Annotated in this window: 17 protein-coding genes; 7 read left to right on the forward strand and 10 right to left on the reverse strand. The window is 64.9% G+C overall.

All coding sequences use genetic code 11. The features are described from left to right. Positions 1 to 191 precede the first annotated feature (191 nt). The gene (locus FJ546_RS02395; RefSeq protein WP_140887769.1) at positions 192 to 1340 is read left to right on the forward strand and encodes a Gfo/Idh/MocA family oxidoreductase; all 1149 of its coding nucleotides are present in this window, start codon (positions 192 to 194) and stop codon (positions 1338 to 1340) included. 137 nt (positions 1341 to 1477) lie between these two features. Continuing rightward, positions 1478 to 2428 (forward strand): alpha/beta hydrolase, encoded by a 951-nt coding sequence (locus FJ546_RS02400; protein WP_140887771.1) that lies wholly within the window; start codon positions 1478 to 1480, stop codon positions 2426 to 2428. Here FJ546_RS02400 and FJ546_RS02405 read toward each other — a convergent pair. Next, positions 2416 to 3450, reverse strand: a complete 1035-nt coding sequence (locus FJ546_RS02405) for a LacI family DNA-binding transcriptional regulator (protein WP_140887772.1) — start codon at positions 3448 to 3450, stop codon at positions 2416 to 2418. The genes FJ546_RS02400 and FJ546_RS02405 overlap by 13 nt on opposite strands. A gap of 261 nt (positions 3451 to 3711) precedes the next feature. Here FJ546_RS02405 and FJ546_RS02410 point away from each other — a divergent pair, with 261 nt between their 5' ends. Continuing rightward, positions 3712 to 4665 (forward strand): sugar kinase, encoded by a 954-nt coding sequence (locus FJ546_RS02410; RefSeq protein WP_140887774.1) that lies wholly within the window; start codon positions 3712 to 3714, stop codon positions 4663 to 4665. Beyond that, the gene (locus tag FJ546_RS02415) at positions 4662 to 5942 is read left to right on the forward strand and encodes a D-tagatose-bisphosphate aldolase, class II, non-catalytic subunit (protein ID WP_140887776.1); all 1281 of its coding nucleotides are present in this window, start codon (positions 4662 to 4664) and stop codon (positions 5940 to 5942) included. Before FJ546_RS02410 ends, FJ546_RS02415 begins: the two co-directional genes overlap by 4 nt. Before the next feature lie 104 nt (positions 5943 to 6046). Here FJ546_RS02415 and FJ546_RS02420 read toward each other — a convergent pair whose 3' ends face one another. The 7 genes from FJ546_RS02420 to FJ546_RS02450 are packed head-to-tail and all read right to left on the reverse strand — an operon-like array spanning position 6047 to position 12361. Next, positions 6047 to 6838 (reverse strand): SIS domain-containing protein, encoded by a 792-nt coding sequence (locus tag FJ546_RS02420; RefSeq protein WP_095771214.1) that lies wholly within the window; start codon positions 6836 to 6838, stop codon positions 6047 to 6049. Between the two features lie 36 nt (positions 6839 to 6874). After that, positions 6875 to 7645: a GntR family transcriptional regulator gene (locus FJ546_RS02425; RefSeq protein ID WP_140887778.1), complete on the reverse strand. Its 771-nt coding sequence runs from the start codon at positions 7643 to 7645 to the stop codon at positions 6875 to 6877. Next, on the reverse strand, positions 7642 to 8517 hold the full coding sequence (locus tag FJ546_RS02430) for an ROK family protein (RefSeq protein ID WP_140887779.1): 876 nt from the start codon (positions 8515 to 8517) through the stop codon (positions 7642 to 7644). Before FJ546_RS02430 ends, FJ546_RS02425 begins: the two co-directional genes overlap by 4 nt. Continuing rightward, positions 8514 to 9254 (reverse strand): PIG-L family deacetylase, encoded by a 741-nt coding sequence (locus tag FJ546_RS02435; RefSeq protein WP_140887781.1) that lies wholly within the window; start codon positions 9252 to 9254, stop codon positions 8514 to 8516. The genes FJ546_RS02430 and FJ546_RS02435 overlap by 4 nt, the downstream gene beginning before the upstream one ends. Continuing rightward, complete coding sequence (locus FJ546_RS02440) at positions 9251 to 10108, reverse strand: carbohydrate ABC transporter permease (protein WP_140887783.1); 858 nt, start codon at positions 10106 to 10108, stop codon at positions 9251 to 9253. The genes FJ546_RS02435 and FJ546_RS02440 overlap by 4 nt, the downstream gene beginning before the upstream one ends. Further along, positions 10105 to 11037: a sugar ABC transporter permease gene (locus FJ546_RS02445; RefSeq protein ID WP_140887784.1), complete on the reverse strand. Its 933-nt coding sequence runs from the start codon at positions 11035 to 11037 to the stop codon at positions 10105 to 10107. The genes FJ546_RS02440 and FJ546_RS02445 overlap by 4 nt, the downstream gene beginning before the upstream one ends. Positions 11038 to 11089: 52 nt before the next feature. Then, complete coding sequence (locus tag FJ546_RS02450) at positions 11090 to 12361, reverse strand: extracellular solute-binding protein (protein WP_140887786.1); 1272 nt, start codon at positions 12359 to 12361, stop codon at positions 11090 to 11092. Between the two features lie 317 nt (positions 12362 to 12678). On the opposite strand from FJ546_RS02450, the gene FJ546_RS02455 reads away from it, so the two are divergent. From FJ546_RS02455 to FJ546_RS02465, 3 genes are read left to right on the forward strand one after another with little or no spacing between them, the layout of a single operon-like run. Next, positions 12679 to 13971, forward strand: a complete 1293-nt coding sequence (locus FJ546_RS02455) for a sugar ABC transporter substrate-binding protein (protein WP_140887788.1) — start codon at positions 12679 to 12681, stop codon at positions 13969 to 13971. Continuing rightward, complete coding sequence (locus FJ546_RS02460; RefSeq protein ID WP_140887790.1) at positions 13971 to 14861, forward strand: sugar ABC transporter permease; 891 nt, start codon at positions 13971 to 13973, stop codon at positions 14859 to 14861. The genes FJ546_RS02455 and FJ546_RS02460 overlap by 1 nt, the downstream gene beginning before the upstream one ends. Next, a complete protein-coding gene (locus tag FJ546_RS02465) occupies positions 14858 to 15721 on the forward strand; it encodes a carbohydrate ABC transporter permease (RefSeq protein WP_140887792.1) in 864 nt (287 codons plus the stop codon). Before FJ546_RS02460 ends, FJ546_RS02465 begins: the two co-directional genes overlap by 4 nt. 42 nt (positions 15722 to 15763) lie before the next feature. On the opposite strand, the gene pobA is transcribed toward FJ546_RS02465, so the two are convergent. Both pobA and FJ546_RS02475 read right to left on the reverse strand, forming a co-directional pair. Next, a complete protein-coding gene (gene pobA / locus FJ546_RS02470; RefSeq protein ID WP_140887793.1) occupies positions 15764 to 16936 on the reverse strand; it encodes a 4-hydroxybenzoate 3-monooxygenase in 1173 nt (390 codons plus the stop codon). Further along, positions 16936 to 17988 carry a 3-carboxy-cis,cis-muconate cycloisomerase gene (locus FJ546_RS02475; RefSeq protein ID WP_140887795.1) on the reverse strand — a complete coding sequence of 351 codons (1053 nt, stop codon included), beginning with the start codon at positions 17986 to 17988 and terminating at the stop codon, positions 16936 to 16938. The genes pobA and FJ546_RS02475 overlap by 1 nt, the downstream gene beginning before the upstream one ends. Positions 17989 to 17990 lie beyond the last annotated feature (2 nt).

Consider the following 17990-nt stretch of genomic DNA (forward strand, 5'->3'; position numbering starts at 1 on the left):
TTTTTTCCGGTCTGTCATTTTCTCCTCCCAGGGCTGGCAGCCTCCCAATGTTACGCCAGCATTTCCGCATGGTCTATAAAAATTTTACGCGCGTCAAGATTTAAAATGTTGTATAGCGCTCATCCACCATGATCCGTTGCCGGCGCAGAGGATCCGGCAGAGCATGACCCTAGTGGGAGGACCGATCAGAAATGCAGGCAAAATCAAAGGCGAAGCTGGGAGTTGGCGTCATTGGATGCGGCAACATCTCGATGACCTACCTGCGCAATGCCGCCCTCTTCGGTGGAATCGAACTCAGCGCCTGCGCCGATATCTCCGCCGACATGGCCGCGTTGCGGGCCAAGGAATATGGCATCCGGGCGCTCGGTGTCGATGCGCTACTGGCCGACCCCGAGATCGATCTGGTCCTGAACCTGACCATTCCCGCCGCGCATTTCGACATTTCGTTTTCAGCCCTTTCGGCGGGAAAACACGTCTTCACCGAAAAGCCGCTGGCGACGTCGGCCAGCGACGGGCGCCGGCTGGTAGCGGAGGCGGCCAGGCGCGGCATGCTGCTCGGCTCGGCGCCCGACACCTTCCTCGGCGCCGCCGGACGCCGCGCTCGCCGCCTGATGGATGAGGGCGCCATCGGCCGCCCGGTCACCGGCACCGCCTTCATGATGGGGCGCGGCATGGAACACTGGCACCCCAACCCGCAATTCTACTATCAGCCGGGCGGCGGCCCGGTGTTCGACATGGGTCCCTATTACTTGACCATGCTGGTCAATCTGCTCGGCCCGGTCGCGCGCGTCATGGCGATGGCGACACGCGGCCAGGAGGAACGCCTGATCACGGCCGAAGGGCCGTTCAAGAACACGACATTCAAGGTCGGGACGCCGACCAACGTGCTGTCCCTGCTCGAATTCCGCTCGGGCGCCACCGTTACCTTCGGCGCCTCATGGGACGTCTTCAAGCATTCCAACCATCCGATCGAATTGCACGGCACGCAAGGCTCGCTGCGCCTGCCCGATCCCGACACGTTCGGCGGCACTGTCTCGCTGTCCGAACGTGGCGCGGAGTGGAAGGATTTCGCCAGCGAAGGCGAGTTCTACGGCGCCCGCAACTGGCCCTATGCGGCGCCTGATCGTGCCAATTACCGCATGCTCGGCGTCGCCGATCTGGTGCGTTCGCTGAAGACAGGCGCCGCACCCCGAGCGTCCGGCAATCTGGCGCTGCATGTGCTGGAGATCATGGAGGCCATTCTGCACTCCGGCGAAACGAAAAGTTCCGTCGCCATCACCGGCGATGCGGTCCAGCCGGCGCTGTTGACCGAGGATGAGGCAAGCAGCCTGCTCGCCTAGAACGGTTCGCCGTTTCGCGGAAACGGCGAACCGTTCTATCTCTTGTTTTCACGCAATTCCCAAGGGAAAACACTATGCGTTTTTCCTGAGAAAACCGCTGTACACTTTTCCCGGAATTGCTTTCGATGAAGGTGGCGATGACGCTTGACCCCGATGCTTTGCGCGTCCTTGAAATCGGCCGTGCGGCCGGCGGCGAGCCGTTCGAGACCGGCAGCGTGGCGGCGGCTCGGGCCGCCTATAACGCTTCGTTCCCGACGCAGCAGGGCGAACACGAGCCAGTGGCGGCGACCTTGCGGAAAGAGATCGATGGGCCGAACGGCCCGGTCGCGATCCGCATCCATCGCGGCATCGGCGCGCCGCGCACCGGGGCGCGCGCGGTGCTCTATCTGCATGGCGGCGGCTGGGTCATAGGCAATCTCGCCTCGCATGACGAGATCTGCCGCTGGCTGGCCAATCTGAGCAACGCCGTCGTGGTCTACCCCGATTACCGACTGGCGCCGGAGCATAAATTTCCCGCCGGGCTCGAGGATTGCACGGCAGCGCTCCGCTTCATGGCTGAGAATGCCGGCGCGCTCGGTATCGACCCGGCCCGTATCGCCGTTGCCGGTGACAGCGCCGGCGGCAACCTTGCCGCCGTTCTGGCGCTGCTTGCCCGCGACGGGCTGGCGCCGCCGCTTGCCGCGCAGGTCCTGATCTATCCCAACACCGATGCCCGCCAGACGGCGGACAGCTATCGGCGTTTCGGCGACAGCTTCGGGCTCACCGCCGCCACCATGGCCTGGTTCCGCGACCACTATGTGCGGACGCCGGACGACATCACGGACTGGCGCGTCTCGCCGCTGCTGGCAGCAAGTCTTGCCGGCGCGGCACCTGCATTCGTCGTGATCGCCGGCCACGACATTCTTGCCGACGAAGGCACGGCCTATGCCGAGCGCCTGCGGATCGAAGGCGTGCCTCTGGTCCTGCGGCCCTGGCTCGGTCAGATCCACGGCTTCGTCTCGATGGGCCGCCATATACTGGCGGCGCGGCAGGCGGTGAACGAGGCGGTGGTCTGGCTGCAATTGCAGACGCGTCTTCAGGCAGACTGACGCATCACCAGCGTCGCGCCGAGCTTGACGTTGCGCGCCGGACCCTGGCGGGGTGAATCGGCCTCATCCAGCAAGGCCAGCAGGATCTCGACGCTGCGGCCGGCCATGGCGGCGAAATCCTGCGCCATGGTGGTCAGCGCCGGACAGGTGTAACGGCTCAGCGGATGATCGTCATGGGCGGCGACACGGAAATCGCAATCGGCCCGGCGGCCGATCTTCAGCCCGCGCGAGAAGGCGGCCGCCATGACGCCGAAAGCGAGGCGGTCATTGGCGCACAGCAGCGTGCGCGCCGGCAGGCTGCCCGTCTCGAGCGTCCTGTCCATCCATTCATGGCCGATGCGCTCAAAATCCCAGCTGTAATCGCCCGCCGCCTTAAGCACCACGGGTTCCAGGCCGGCGGCCCGCATCGTGTCGATATAGCTCTGCAGGCGCTCGCCGGAATTGTGGTTGACATGCGGAATGTCGACATAGGCCGGCGGTTCGCCGGACCGGCAGAGATAGTCGACAATGGTCGACGTGCTCTGGTGGTTGTCGTTGCCGACGAAAGGCGTGTCGCCCTCGATATAGGTGTCGAAATAGACGATCGGAATGTCCCCGCTCATCCGCTCGAAGACGCCGGGTTCGGAGACCAACCCCAGCGGAGCGACGATGGCGCCGGCGACCTTCAGCGACATCAGCGTGCTGACTGATTCCGCCTCCAGCTTCGGTGAGCCGTGCGAGGAGATGACGATCGGCCAGAAACCCTCGTCGCGACAGCGCAACTCGATGCGGCTGACCATCTCGGCATAGAACGGATCGGTGAGCGCCGGCACGACGATGCCGACATTGCGGGTGCGCTTGCGGTTGAGATTGCGCGCGAAAACGTTCGGCTGATAGTCCGAGGATCGCAGCGCCGCCACGATGCGCGCCCGCGTCGCCGGCTTAACACTGGCCGGATCGTCGAAATACTTCGACAGGGTCGGCCGCGACACGCCTGACGCCCTGGCGAAATCATCCATCGTGCGGTGGGTCTTCTCCGCCATCGATTTTTCCAGCCCCCTTGCCCGCGCCCGCCAACCTTCCCGGTCGGGCCAGAATCAGTCTTGCGGCCGATGCCGTGTGGCAGCATTGCTTGACCGAATTTGTTCAGTCAAATTTTTGCGTTTCCAGTACAACGCAAAAGAGTTGCGCGCGTCAAATTCTTTATTGACGCTCCTAAAGCTGCAACTTAGGTTTTGAACCCGCACGGACGTGACGAAAGGCGCTCGGCAACCGGCCGCCAACCATCCGGCGATGGTGAGGACATGAAGAAACTGGTTTGCGCCGGCGAGATCCTGGTCGAGATCATGGCCGAGCGGATCGGTCAGAGTTTCCTTGCCCCCGGCCCGCTCGTCGGCCCGTTTCCGTCTGGCGCGCCGGCGATCTTCATCGACCAGGCGGCGCGGCTCGGCCAGCCGGCCGGCCTGATCGCGGCCGTTGGCGACGACGATTTCGGTCATTTGAACATCGAGCGCCTGCGTGCCGACGGGGCCGACATCTCGGCCATCAGGGTCCATCGGGGTGCCGCCACGGGCACGGCCTTCGTCACCTATGAAACCGACGGCAGCCGGCACTTCGTCTACAACATCAAGCACAGTGCCGCCGGCCTGATCGAGATCGGCGCCGAGGCGCGTACGCTACTGGCCGGCGCCGACCATTTTCACGTCATGGGCACCTCCCTGTTCTCGCCAGAAGTGATCGAGGTGGCGCGCAGCGGGATCGAGACGGTCAAGGCGCGCGGCGGCACGGTGTCCTTCGACCCGAACATCCGCAAGGAGATGCTGGATTTGCCGGGCATGCGCGATGCCTTGCAGTTCGTGCTGTCGAAGACCGATGTCTTCCTGCCGAGCGGGCCGGAACTGTTCATCTTCGCCAAGGCGACCGACGAGGAGAGCGCGGTGCGCGAAATGCTGGACCGCGGTATCTCCGCCGTGGTCATCAAGAAAGGCGCGCAAGGTGCCGTTCACTACGACAAGACCGGACGCACCGCGTCACCCGGCTTCGTCGTCGACGAAATCGACCCGACCGGCGCCGGCGACTGTTTTGCCGCGGCCTTCGTCTCCTTCTGGCTGCGTGGAGAGGCGCCCGAAAAGACACTGCGCATCGCCAATGGCTGCGGCGCGCTGGCGGTGACCAAGAAGGGACCGATGCAGGGCATCGCCTCGCTCGCCACGGTCGAGGCCTTCCTCGCGACCGCCCGGACCGGAACGCCGGCATGAGCCAGGCGACGGACAGGCTGGCTGCCATCGCGGCGCGCCGTGCGGCCGGCGAACGCTGCGGCATCGCCTCGGTCTGCTCGGCCCATCCGCTGGTCATCGAAGCGGCGCTGCGCCATGGCAAGGCGCGCGGCGCCGACGTGCTGATCGAGGCCACCTGCAATCAGGTGAACCACGAAGGCGGCTACACCGGCATGACACCGGTGGATTTCCGCCGCTTCGTCCAGACGATCGCCGGCAGGATCGGCTTTCCCCTCGACAGGCTGGTGCTCGGCGGCGACCATCTCGGCCCCAATCCGTGGAAGCATCTGCCGGCGCCCGAGGCCATGGCCAAGGCTTCGCGCATGGTCGACGCCTATGCCGAGGCCGGTTTCACCAAGATCCATCTCGACGCCAGCATGGGCTGCGCCGAAGGTGCCGTACCGCCCGATGCGACGATCGCCGCGCGCGCCGCCGAACTGGCCGAGGTGGCGGAGGCCGCAGCCGAACGAGCGGGCGGCCCCAGGCCTGTCTATGTTATCGGCACCGAAGTGCCGGTGCCGGGCGGCGCTCTGGAAGCGATGGACCATCTGGCGGTGACGACGCCCGAGGCGGCACGAGAGACGGTGCGGATCCACCGCCATGCCTTCAGCCAGCGAGGTCTCGACCAAGCCTTCTCGCGGGCAATCGGTGTCGTCGTGCAGCCAGGTGTCGAATTCGGCAATGCCGAGGTGATCACCTATAGACCGGAACGCGCCGGTGCATTGGCCGGCACGTTGCGGGATTTGCCGCAATTCGTCTTCGAGGCGCATTCGACCGACTACCAGCCGGTCTCGGCGCTGACCGCGTTGGTCGATGACGGCTTCGCCATCCTCAAGGTCGGGCCGTGGCTGACTTTCGCGCTGCGCGAAGCTTTTTATGGCCTGAGCCATATCGCCGACATTCTGGCTCCCGACCCGGCGCGCGAAGGACTGCCGGCGGCGATGGAACGCGTCATGCTGGCGGCGCCGGGCAATTGGAAGAACTACTATCACGGCTCGGAAGCTGAACAGCGCATCGAACGCCATTTCTCCTTCAGCGACCGCATCCGCTACTATTGGCCCGCCCCGGCAGCCCGGCAGGCCACCGACGCGCTGATGCAGGCGCTCGGCGACCGCGACATCCCCCTGCCCCTCATCAGCCAGTATCTCGGCCGCCTGGACGGCGTGGTGGCGAACGGGTCGGTCGCGCCAAAAGCCGAGGCGTTGCTGATCGCCAGCGTGACGGAGGTTCTCGACATCTACGTCAGCGCAACCGGCTGATCCGACGGCTACGGCTTCGTTGGCACGACCAGCGCCCAGTCATGCTACGGGCTTCCCGGTCGCGGTGCGCGTCGGGGAGGCACCGCCTCCCCGATCTCGGGATCTCATTCCCCGCGCATTGTCGCCTGGAAGGTCGGCAGGTGCTTCTTCTGCGCTTCCAGCATGCGTTCGCGGTAGACGCCGTAGATGACGTCGGTGTCGTGCAGCGTCACGCCTGATATCGTCGGCGAGGCGAAGACCGGCAGTTCGATGCCGCGCTTGGCGAGCTGCTCGGCGGTGCGCGCGATCAGTTCGTGCGCCAGGATCATGGCGAGCACCGTCGACGAGCCCGACACAGGACGGCTCCAGCCTTCGACCGGCACGATGGCGTCCTCGATCGGCGAACACGTGTCGATGACGAGGTCCGCCGCATCGGCCAGCCGCTTGCCGGACGAGTGCGTCGCCGGCTTGTCGAGATTGTTCTTGCTGGTCACCGCGACGACGAAGATGCCGCGTTTCTTGGCATAGAGCGCGGTGTCGATGCCGGAGGAATTGCGGCCGCTGTGGCCGAAGATGATGATCGAGTCGCCCTTGTTGAGCGGCTGGTGGTCGAGGAATTTCTCGGCGTATTTCTCCGTCCGCTCCAGCCACAGGAGTTCGCGCACGCCGCCGGCGCCGAGCACGTTGTGCCACATGACGCGCGGGTCGGTCAGCGGGTTGAAGCCGACATAGCTGCCATAGCGCGGGAACACTTCCTGAACCGGCAGCACCGAATGGCCCGAACCGTAGAGATGGACCAGCCCGCCGCCTTCGAGCGAGTCGGCAAAGCGGCTGGCGGCCTGGCCGAAGGCCTCTTCATTGGCTTTTGCCGCCTGGTCGATGAGGGCGGTGAGACGGTGGATGTAGAGATCGGACACTTGGGTACTCCTGTTGATATCTAGGCTTGGAAAGGATCAGCTTCTGGCGGTTGACGGGACACGCCCGGCGCGCAGCGTCGAGCGGATTTCATAGCGGTCGCCCCGCATGATCGAGACGGTGAATTCGAACGGGCCGCGCTCGTCGGTGGTGATGCGCTCGACGACGAAGGCGGGGCTGCCGGGCGGGAGATCGAGCAGTTCGGCATCCGCCGCGCCGACCGCGCCAACGCGGTAGTTCTCCCGCGCGGCCACCGGCACGATGCCGTAATGGCGCTCCAGCGCCTCGTAGAGCGAGCCCTGCAGCAGGCCGGCGTCGAGGAAGCCCGGCACGCGCACGGCCGACAGCTGCGCCGTCTGGATGCCGATCGGCTCATTGTTGCCCAGCCTCAGCCGCCGGATGCGCACCACCGGATCGCCCTCCTCGATCTCCAGCGCGCCGGCGGCGGCGGCATTGGCCGTGGTCAGGCTGCAATCGAGAAGGCGCGAGCCGGCGACCACGCCCATATTGCCCATCTCCTGGGTGAAGCTGGTCAGTTCTCGCGTGCCGGCGACCAGCGTGGTCGAGCGCACGAATGTGCCGCGGCCATGTTCGCGCCGCAGCAGCCCGGCCTCCTCGAGATTGCGCAAGGCATGGCGCAAGGTAATGCGGCTGACGCCGAACAGCGCGCACAGCCTGTCCTCGGCCGGGATCTGGTCGCCCGTTGCCCATTCGCCGCCCTTGACGATCGCGCGGATCGCTTCCTCGACCTGATACCAGAGCGGCTCCGGCCTTCTGCGGTCAGGCTGCTGAAAGCTCGCTTCGCTCATCGCACCTGCCTCCACCCTTCCCCCACACGGCCGGCCAGCGCCGCGCCGACCAGTCCCGCTCCCGGGCCGAACAGGCCGGGCCGGATCTCGATGCCGCGCAGATGCGAAGGCAACTGGCGGCGCAGCGCCGCCAGCAGCGGCGGCCGCATCACGTCCAGCGCCTCGGCCAGCCCGCCTGAGATCAGCACCGCCTGCGGATCGAGCAGCGCCACCGCACCGGCAAGTGCGGTGCCGAGCTGGCGTGCCGGCACTTCAAGCAAGGTCTGCGCGGCGAGTTCGCCTGCGCGGGCAGCGGCGATCAGCCGGCGGCCGTCGGCGAGCCCGATCTGGCCGGCAAGCGCATCGAGCGCCCGACCGGAAGCGATACGCTCCAGCCAGCCGCTGCGTTCCGCGCCATGGTCCTTGATGTCGGCGCAGGCCCAGCCGAAGGAGCAGGCGCCGCCATGCGCGCCGGCAACGATGCGGCCATTGGCCAGCACCGCCGAGCCGATGCCGGTGCCGATGGCCAGCAGGATCGCATCCGACATGCCTTTCGCGCTGCCTTCAACGGCTTCCGCCAGCAACGCGATCTGCGCGTCATTGCCAAGCGCGATGCGCAGGTTTGGAAACAGCGCCTGGAGATCGACGCCGTCGAGGAATGGCAGGTTCGGAATCCAGCGGCAGGCCGATCCCTCGACCAGCCCCGGCACGGCGATGCCAAGCGCCTCGACCGGACCGGCTTCCGCGCGCAGCGCGTTGATGCGAGCGACAAGAGCATCGAGGCTTGCCGGCGCCGGCTCACGGCTCAGCACCTTCAATGCGGCGATGTCGCCGGTCGAGATCGCGGCACGCAGATTGGTGCCGCCGAGATCGATGGCCAGAACTTGCGTCATCGGCTCGACCCTTTGCCGAACGGCGGCGAGAACAGGCCGCTGCCGGCATTCCAGGAATGCGACGCCGCCGCGAAAGCCTGGGCGTGGTGCGTGCCGCGCAGGCAGCCGCGCAGCCGGTAGAGCGCGCTGTAGTAATCGACATAGGGGAAGCTGCTCAGGCCACGCGCCAGCTCGTATTCCTTGACCGCCTCGTTCCAGGCCTCGAAGCCGTCGCTGACATCGACGAGATGCTCGGGGCGGAAACCGTCATCGTCCTCCCAGTTCTCGCCGAACAGGAGCAATTGGGGCGTGTGCGCCGCATGATCGCTGGCAATGGTCGGCAGGGCCGCGAAGAAGATTCCGGTCTGCGTCAGATGCGCGGTGGCGCGATGGTCCTTGTGCCAGCTGCCGTGCCAATGGGTGATGACGATTTCGGGCTTCAGCTCGCGAATGACGTCGCACACTTCCAGCGCCGTCTCGTCGTTGGAAGGCAAGAAGGCATCGCGCAGGCCAAGACTGCGCGAGGTGACGCCAAGACGCGCGGCCGCCCTGCCCGCTTCTTCTTCCTTCTGCACGCAATAATGCTCGGGGATGAGGCAGGGGTGCCCCTGTTCGCCCATGGTCAGATGCAGGAAGTTTACCGCGGCCCCGCGCTTGACGGCGGCCGCCGCCAACGGCCCGGCGATCACCTCGGCATCGAAGGCATGCGCGCCGATCACCAGGATGGAGTGTGCGGCGTAGATCCTGTCCTCGATCATTTCATCCCTCCCCCGGCGCCGACGCCTTCGCGAATCTGGCGGGCAAGTAGACAATACATGATCAGGATGGGCGCCATGGAGATCGCCAGCGAGGCGAACACCAGGCCCCAATCGGTGCGGAACTGGCCGACGAAGACGCTGATCGCCAGCGGCACGGTCTTGTAGCGATCGTCGAAGATGAAGATCAGCGGGAAGAAGAAATCGTTCCACACGGCGATTGCCGTGAAGATGGCGACAATCGACACCGCCGGCTTCACCATCGGCAAGATGATCTGGAACAGGATGCGAACCTCGCCGGCGCCGTCCATGCGCGCCGCCTCGTCGAGTTCGGAGGGTAAGACACGCATGAAATTGGCGAAGATGAAGACGGCGAAGGGAATGCGGATCGCCGAATAGACCAGGATCAATCCGGTCAGCGAATCCAGGAGGCCGAGATTGCGCATCAGCGTGAACAGCTCGACCGAGGCCAGCCGGATCGGCAGCATGATGCCGGACAGGAACAGGCCGAGCATGACGGCGTTCCAGCCGAGCCGGTAGCGGCTGAGCGGATAGGCGGCCATCGCCGAGACGACGATGGTGAGCACCACCGCTGCGCCGGTGACGATCAGGCTGTTGATGAAATTGTGGCCCAGATTGGCGCGCGTCCAGGCGTTGACGAAATTGTCGAGAGCCCAGCTCCGCGGCAGGCCAAGCCGGTTGTCGTAGATCTCGGCCGTGGTCTTGAAGCAGGAGACGACGAGAATGTAGAGCGGCAACAGTACGGCCGCCGTCCACGTGGCGAGCACCGTCCAACCCGGCAGCCGCGCCAGCTGCCGCGAGAGCGCCGGCCTCCCTGAAACCGCCAGCGCGCTCATAGCTGCACCGTGCGGCGGTCGAAGAAGCGCAGCATCATCAGCGTGCCGAGGCTGAGGATGAGGAACAGCATAGTGCCCAGCGCCAAAGCGAGACCAATATCGGTGATGCCGACAGCCCCCTCCGCGCCGAAGGCGAGCCGGTAGAAATAGGTCACCAGCGTGTCGGTCGAATAGCTCGGGTTGCCCTGCACACCCTGCATGACATAGACGATGTCGAACTGGTTGAAGGTGTTGATGAAGGACAGCGTCGTCAGCGTGCCTAGCGCCGGCATCAACAGCGGCAGCGCAATCGAGAACAGCATGCGCGCATTGCCGGCGCCGTCGAGCTTCGCCGCCTCGAAAATCTGGCCGGAAATCTGCCGCAGGCCCGCCGTGTAGATCAGCACCGGCAGGCCCATCCAGTTCCATGCGTCAACGGCGATCAGCATGGCGAGCGCGGCGTGGCTGTTGCCGAGCACGGTGAGGCTGCCCTGGTGCAGCCCGAGCCCGTTGAGAGCCCATTCAACGACGCCCCCCGGTGCCAACAGCAGCCGCCAGAGCGCGCCGACGATGACCGGGCTCAGCACCGCCGGGAAGAAGAAGACCGACTGGAAGAAGGAGGCACCTTTGTCGCGCAGGAACAGCAGCCAGGCAAACAAAAGCCCGATGCCGTTCTGGAAGACCATGATGCCGAAGAACCAGGCGGTGTTGTGCCAGAGCGCGCCATAGAGCCGCGCGCCGCTCGGGAAAACAAACAGCCGCGAGAAATTCGACAGGCCGGCGAATTCCGCCATGCGCAGCCCTTTCCAGACAAAGAAGCTACCCCATAGCGACATCGCCAGGGGATAGAGGACGAACAGGGCATAGACCGCCAGCGCCGGCAGGATGAACAGCACGGCCATGCGCTGCTGCGTGCGTTTCAGGCTGCTTGTGCGGCGAAGGGTGGTCATGCGCTGTTCGTGTCCGGACGAGGGGCCGGCGGCGATGCGGCCGGCCGGCTCCTTACTGTTTCGGCTTGAACCAGGTGGCGATGGCGACCTGCATGTCGGCCGCCAGTTTCTCCGGCGCGATGTTGCCCTCGACCATGTCGATGATCTCCGACTGCAGCACCGAAGAGGCCGTCGGCGACTGCCAGCGAAAGCCGACCAGCGTCAGATAGGGCGTCGAGTTCTTCGACATCGCCATCATCTCTGCCAACACCGGATCCTTCACCGTGACGTCGGTGCGGGCCGGCGGCCAGCCGAGCTCGTCGGCGAACATCTGCGCGAATTCGGCCGAGGCCATGAAGACCAGCACCTTGGTCGCGGCCTCCTTGTTTTGACTCTCCGAGACCAGGCCATAGGAGCCGTCGGAGAAGGCCGAGGTGTAGAGCTTTGCCCCGGCATCATCGGCCGGGAACGGGAAGATCGAGAATTTCAGCTTCGGGTTCTGCGCCTTGAAGCTGCCGTTCTCGAACGAGCCGCCGAGGAACATCGCCGCCTTGCCGCCAATGAACTGTTGCGTGGCGGTGGTGTAGTCGATGCCGGCGAAGCCATCAGGGAAATAAGGCTTCAGCTCGGCGAAGCGCTTCAGCGCCTTGACATAGCGCGGATCCTCGAAGGTCGCCTTGCCGGTCATCATCTCATCGTAGAAGCCCGGGCCGTAGACGGTCGGGCCGATGACGCCGACGCCGATCTCCAGCTCCCAGGCCGAGCCGTTGGCGCCGCCGGTGGCGATCGGCGTGATGCCTGCCGCCTTCAGCTTCTCGCAGGCGGCGACGAAATCCTTGTAGGTCTTGGGGATTTCGATGCCCTGGGCGGCGAAAATATCCTGGTTGTAGAAGACGCCCATCATCGGCACCGAATAGGGCACGCCATAAAGCTTGCCGTCGGTGCGGCCGCGCGCGCCGCCCAGCGCGGCGTCCGCCATGTTCTTCAATTCGGGCACGCTGTCGTCGAGCGCGTCGAGATAGCCGGCGTCGACGAAGGGCTGCAATTCACCATAGGCCTTGAGCTGGGCGATGTCGGGCCCGCGGCCGCCGCGCAGGGCGGTGCTCAGCCGGTTCTGGTAATCGGCGTCCGGTGTGAACTGGATGTTGACCTTGATGCCGGGGTTCTTGGCCTCGAAGGCGTCGAAGATGCGGCGCATCGCGGCCTCGTCCTCGGTGCGCCAGCTCCACAGTGTCACCGTGTTGTCGGCCCACGCCGGCAAGGTGGTGAAGACGCCGGCGCAGGCGGCGGCAAGGCCGCCGATCAGGCCGAGGGCGGCGCGCCGGTGAAGTGAAAGCATGCTCATTGCCAGTCTCCCATTGTTTTCTGTCCTTGGCGTCCCGCAGCGCTTCGACGCCGCAAGAGAGTCATTGGCTCCAGCAAAGTCATTATAACGACATAGCAGCGTTCGCAAGAGGTCTGGCGCACCTCCTGGGTGACCCCAACAAGGGGTAACTGGCGACTGGATTCCATCAATATATTGTTTTCAAATGATAAAACCGTCGAAAGCGACGAAGCAAAGAAACCTGAAACCGGTCAATGCAAAGCTTTTTCGCCGACAGGCTCTTGCGCCGCCGCCTTAAGTTGTCATAACGTCATTGTGATCGACAGGGAGGATGAGGAATGTCGTTTGCCTGGACTTCGAAACTGGCGCTGGCCGCGGGCCTGGCCATCCTGCCTGCCACGGCATGGGCGCAATCGGTCAACATCTCCTATTTGACGCACTGGTCGCCGGAGACGGTCGCGCTGCTGGAGGCTGCGGCCAAGGATTATGCCAAGGCCAATCCGGACGTCAGCGTCACCGTGCGTGCCGTTCCCTTTGGTGATCTCCTGACCACGCTGCGCTCGCAAGGCGGCGGCTCGGACGGGCCGACGATCGGCGGCATCTACGATCTGTGGCTGCCCGAACTCGCCCGCGACAAGCTGGTCGCGCCCGCGCCCGACGCGGTGGCCAGCGAGGTCAAGGGCGCGTGGCCGGCGGGCGTCACCAGCGCTGCCTCTGTCGGCGGCAAGCTCTACGGCATTCCCAACGAGATCGACGTCTATGCGCTGAACTACAACAAGGCGCTGTTCAAGCAGGCCGGCATCGCGGCGGCACCGAAAACTTGGGACGAGTTCAAGGATGCGGCCAAGAAGCTGACCAACAAGGAGGCCGGCCAGCAAGGTTTCGGTATGATCAACAGCTGGGCGGCCGGCGTGGTCCATCCCTTCGCTTCGCTGCTCGTCTCCAACGGCGGCGAGCTGGTCAGGGACGGCAAGCCGGCGCTGGACAGCCCGCAGGCGGCGCAGACCTTCCAGCTCTATGAGGACCTGATCAAGTCGGGCGCCAGCGTGCCGGCGATGGCGACGGCGGATGCCAACACCACGGGTCCGTTCCTAGACAATTTCGTCTCCGGCAAGACCGGCATGATCATCATGGCCAATTGGTGGGAGAGCGCGCTGAAGACCGGCATGGGCGATAAATTCGCGGACATCGCCACCGCGCCGATCCCGGTCGGCCCGAGCGGCGACAAGCCGCATTCGATCTCCTATTCCTGGATGACCGTGGTCGACGCCAATGCGGGTGCTGCCGAGCAAAAGGCGGCGTGGGAATTCCTGGCCTGGCTGAACAATCCGAAATCCGGCAAGAACGGCGCCTCGGCGATGTCCGACATCTTGATGTCGATGGGAATCCTGCCCTCGCGCCTGTCCGACATCGAGGCGCACAAGGACAAGCTCGGCTCGGAATTCCTCTCCGGCTATGTCAGCGTGCTCACCGATGCAAAGCCGTTCCCGGTGGTGCCGGGCGGACAGGAATTCTCGGAATCCCTGCAGCAGACGCTTGAGGCGTTGCAGTATGGCCAGGTCTCGGCCAAGGATGCGCAGGCGACGGCACAGGCCGACGCCACCTCGATCCTGGAGCGCGCCGCCAAATAATGATCCAGAGGTACCGTGCCTCGGCGGGCATCATGCTTGCGCCCGCCGTGACGCTGATCGGCATCTTCATCCTGTTGCCGATGCTGCTCACCGTCTGGCTGTCCTTTCAGGACTGGTCGACGCAGACGCCGTTTTCCAGCGCCAGCTTCATCGGCCTCGACAATTTCCGCGAGATTTTTGGGGACTCCTCGGTCGGACGCGATTTCAAAGGCGCACTCACCAACACCGCCATCTACACCGCGCTGTCCGTCATCCTCATCTTGCCGCTGTCGGTGGCCTTCGGCCTGATGGTCTACCAGCATGACGTCGCCGGCGGCACGGCGCTGCGGACGGTGCTGTTTTCCACCTACATGGTGCCGATGATCGCGGTGGCGCTGGTCTGGTCGAAGCTCTATTCGCCGAGCGAAGGACCGCTCAACCAGATGCTCGGCCTCATCGGCATCGGCCCGCAGCCCTTTCTGTCGTCGCCGCGCTCGGCGCTGGTCTCGATCGTCTTGCTCAATGTCTGGCAGCAGGTCGGCTATTTCACCGTGCTGGCGATCGCTGGCCTCACACAGATACCGGGCAGCCTCTACGAGGCGGCGAAGCTCGACGGCGCCAATCGCTTCGAGCAGTTCCGCTTCATCACACTGCCGCTGATGCGGCGCACGCTTTTGTTCAGCGCCGTCATCGCCATCATCAACGCCGTTCAGGTGTTCGAGCCGGTGGCGCTGATCACGCAAGGCGGGCCGGTCGGCTCGACCAATGTCCTCACCTACCACATCCGCCGCGTCGGCATCGAACGCGCGCAAGGCGGTCTGGGTTCGGCGATGGCGGTCATGCTGATGCTGTCGCTGATCGTCGTGGTCTGCGCGCTGTTTGCCCTCGCCAACCGGAAGGATCAGGAATGAGCGGGGGATCGTCGAGCCGGCTGTCGCGCATGCGTCCGTCCGGCCGCAAGGCGCTGCTAGCGACGCTGATGCTGCTGGTCGCCGTCGCCTCGGCCTTCCCGCTGGTATGGATGGTGCTGTCGAGCCTGAAAACCCCGGCCGAGAGCATGCAGGTGCCGCCGGTATGGATACCTCATACCCCGAGCCTCGACGCCTATGAAAAAGTTTCCGGCGTGGTCAATGTCGGCCGCTCGATGTGGAATTCCCTGGTCATCGCCACGTTCACCACCGCCGGCATCCTGATCACCAGCATGATGGCCGGCTATGCCTTCGCCAAATACCATTTCCCCGCCAAATCGCTTTTGTTTTCACTGCTGATCGCCACCATGTTCCTGCCGCCGATCGTGACGCTGATCCCGCTCTATCGCCTCGTCGGCTCGATCGGGCTCAATGCCAGCCTGGCCGGCATTATCGTGCCCAATCTCGCCAATGCCTTCGGCATCTTCCTGATGCGCCAGTTCATCGCTGGCGTGCCGGACGACCTCATCGACGCCGCGCGCATGGACGGCGCTTCGGAGTTGCTGATCCTGTTCAAGATCGTGGCGCCCAGCGTCGCTCCAGCGATCGCCGCACTCGCCCTGTTCGCCTTCGTCTACCATTGGAACAGCTATCTCTGGCCGCTGACCGTGCTGCAGGGCAATGCCAACGCCTACACAATCGTCATCAGCCTGAGCCGGCTCTTGAGCTACAATCGTGGCGCGGTGAATACCGGCCTGGTGATGGCCGGCGCGACACTGGCCGTGCTGCCGCCGCTCATCCTGTTCGTCTTGCTGCAGCGCTTCTTCGTCGATTCCATCGTCGGCTCGGCGATCAAGGGATAAGGCAATTCCAGGAAAAGCGTGGAGCGGTTTTCCGTCCGGATTTCACCAGGGCAGACCGACATAGTTCTCGGCGAGCGCGGTCGACGCGGCCCGTGAGTGCACGAGATAGTCGAGTTCGGCTTCCTGGATGCGCTGACCGAAATCGCCTGTATCGGGGAAGCGGTGCAGCATGGTCGTCATCCACCAGGAAAAGCGCACCGCCTTCCACACCCGCGCCAGCGCCCTTTGCGAATAGGCATCGATGCCTGTATGGGATTTCTCGGCGTAGAACTGGCGCAAGCCGGTAAAGAGATAGCGCACGTCGCTGGCGGCGAGGTTGAGGCCCTTGGCACCGGTCGGCGGCACGATGTGAGCGGCGTCGCCGACCAGGAACAGCCGGCCAAAGCGCATCGGCTCGGCAACGAAGGAGCGCAGCGGCGCGATCGACTTTTCGAAGGATGGCCCGGTGGTGACGCTTGCCGCCGTCCGTTCGGGCAAGCGGCGGAGCAGCTCGTCCCAGAAGCGGTCGTCGGACCAGGCCTCGACCCGGTCGTCCTGCGGGCACTGCACGTAGTAGCGGCTGCGATGCGTCGAACGCATCGAGCACAATGCAAAACCCCGCTCATGATTGGCGTAGACCAGTTCGTGATCGGCTGGCGGCACTTCGGCGAGCACGCCGAGCCAGCCGAACGGATACTGCCGCTCAAAGGTTTTCAGTGCGCGCTCCGGCGCCGATTTGCGGCTGACGCCGTGATAGCCATCGCAGCCGGCGATGAAATCGCAATCGATGCGATGGCTGACACCATCCTTGTCGTATGTGACGAAAGGCGCCTGGCCGTCGAAATCGTGCAGCGCGACATTAGCGGCCTGATAGACAGTGACGAGGCCAGCCGCCTCGCGCTTGTCCATCAAATCATGCGTCACTTCAGTCTGGCCATAGACGGTGACGTGCTTGCCGCCGGTGAGTGCGGCGAGATCGATGCGGTGCAGGCGCCCGTCGAAAGCCAGCGAAATGCCGGAATGCGGCAGGCCTTCTGCATGCAGCCTTGCGGCGGCACCAGCCTCTTCCAGCAGTTCCACCGTGCCCTGTTCGAGCACCCCTGCCCGCACGCGGCCAAGCACATGCTCGCGGCTCGATCGCTCGAGAATGACGGTCTCGACGCCGATGCCGGCCAGAAGCTGGCCAAGCAGCAGGCCGGAGGGTCCCGAGCCGATAATGGCGACCTGCGTGCGCATCAGTGACCGAGGCTTTCGATCTGTCCGGCCAGTTCAGCGGCGAGCCGCAACGACGCGGCGCCGGCGACGACCATCTGTGGCAGCAACAGCCATTCCAGCATCCAGGCCGCGCCCGAGCGCTCCTGTTCATGCACCAGTGCCTGATGCATGCCGGAAAGCTGCGTGGCGTTGAAGCGGGCGAGCGCCACCAGCGCCTCGGCCTTCACCGGGTTCTGCTTGTGCGGCATGGCCGACGAGCCGCCACCTCCGGAGAGCGTGATGTCGATTCCGCCCTGCGCCATCAGCGCGATGTCCTGGCCGAACTTCCCAAGGCTGCCGGTCAGCAGCGACAGGAAGCCGGCGAAGTCGGCGAGCGCGTCGCGCTGGCTCTGCCATTGCGGTGCATCGGAAAGGCCGAGTTTTGCGGCAAGCGCGGCGCGCACCGCCGGCCCCTTGTCGCCGAGCTTTTCCAGCGTGCCGGCGGCGCCGCCGAATTGTACCACCAGCAGGCGAGTGGACTGTTCCGATAGCCTCTCCTGATGCCTTTGCAGCGGCGCCCGCCACGCCATGATGCGATCCGCCACCTTGACCGGGATCGCCAGCTGCATGCGGGTCATGCCGGCCAGCGCCCTGCCGCCAAAGCGCTCCTCAAGCGAGGTGAGGCGCAAAACGGTTTCGGTCAGCAGCAGGCCGATATGCTCGACGATCGCTTTCAGCCGAAGCACCAGGCTCGTGTCGATGACGTCCTGGCTCGTGGCACCGAAATGCACCTTGTCACCATGCGGTTCACCGACCGCCACCCTGATCTGGCGCACCAGTTCCGGCAGCATGACGCCGTCCTTGGCGACACCCGCCCTGAGCAAGGCGGTGTCCGGCCGGAACGTGCCAAGCGCGGTCACAATCGCTGCCGCGGCATCCCTGCCGATGATCCCGTTTCGGGCCTCCGCTTCCGCCAGCGCACGCTCGAACGCCAGCGCCGCCTCGATTTCGGCCTCGACGGAAAAATGCCGCGATGCTTCCTCGTCACCGAGGAGAGCCGAGAGCAGCGGATGGTCGAAGGGCGATACGGTCATGT

The sequence above is a fragment of the Mesorhizobium sp. B2-4-19 genome (genome assembly GCF_006441315.1).
Lineage (GTDB): Bacteria > Pseudomonadota > Alphaproteobacteria > Rhizobiales > Rhizobiaceae > Mesorhizobium.

Coding starts and splice junctions, on each gene's coding strand:
- FJ546_RS02430 (WP_140887779.1), bottom strand. CDS start 8,517: ATGACGCAAGTTCTGGCCATCGATCTCGGCGGCACCAATCTGCGTGCC.
- FJ546_RS02400 (WP_140887771.1), top strand. CDS start 1,478: ATGACGCTTGACCCCGATGCTTTGCGCGTCCTTGAAATCGGCCGTGCG.
- pobA (WP_140887793.1), bottom strand. CDS start 16,936: ATGCGCACGCAGGTCGCCATTATCGGCTCGGGACCCTCCGGCCTGCTG.
- FJ546_RS02460 (WP_140887790.1), top strand. CDS start 13,971: ATGATCCAGAGGTACCGTGCCTCGGCGGGCATCATGCTTGCGCCCGCC.
- FJ546_RS02425 (WP_140887778.1), bottom strand. CDS start 7,645: ATGAGCGAAGCGAGCTTTCAGCAGCCTGACCGCAGAAGGCCGGAGCCG.
- FJ546_RS02410 (WP_140887774.1), top strand. CDS start 3,712: ATGAAGAAACTGGTTTGCGCCGGCGAGATCCTGGTCGAGATCATGGCC.
- FJ546_RS02450 (WP_140887786.1), bottom strand. CDS start 12,361: ATGAGCATGCTTTCACTTCACCGGCGCGCCGCCCTCGGCCTGATCGGC.
- FJ546_RS02475 (WP_140887795.1), bottom strand. CDS start 17,988: ATGACCGTATCGCCCTTCGACCATCCGCTGCTCTCGGCTCTCCTCGGT.
- FJ546_RS02445 (WP_140887784.1), bottom strand. CDS start 11,037: ATGACCACCCTTCGCCGCACAAGCAGCCTGAAACGCACGCAGCAGCGC.
- FJ546_RS02435 (WP_140887781.1), bottom strand. CDS start 9,254: ATGATCGAGGACAGGATCTACGCCGCACACTCCATCCTGGTGATCGGC.
- FJ546_RS02415 (WP_140887776.1), top strand. CDS start 4,662: ATGAGCCAGGCGACGGACAGGCTGGCTGCCATCGCGGCGCGCCGTGCG.
- FJ546_RS02405 (WP_140887772.1), bottom strand. CDS start 3,450: ATGGCGGAGAAGACCCACCGCACGATGGATGATTTCGCCAGGGCGTCA.
- FJ546_RS02395 (WP_140887769.1), top strand. CDS start 192: ATGCAGGCAAAATCAAAGGCGAAGCTGGGAGTTGGCGTCATTGGATGC.
- FJ546_RS02455 (WP_140887788.1), top strand. CDS start 12,679: ATGTCGTTTGCCTGGACTTCGAAACTGGCGCTGGCCGCGGGCCTGGCC.
- FJ546_RS02440 (WP_140887783.1), bottom strand. CDS start 10,108: ATGAGCGCGCTGGCGGTTTCAGGGAGGCCGGCGCTCTCGCGGCAGCTG.
- FJ546_RS02465 (WP_140887792.1), top strand. CDS start 14,858: ATGAGCGGGGGATCGTCGAGCCGGCTGTCGCGCATGCGTCCGTCCGGC.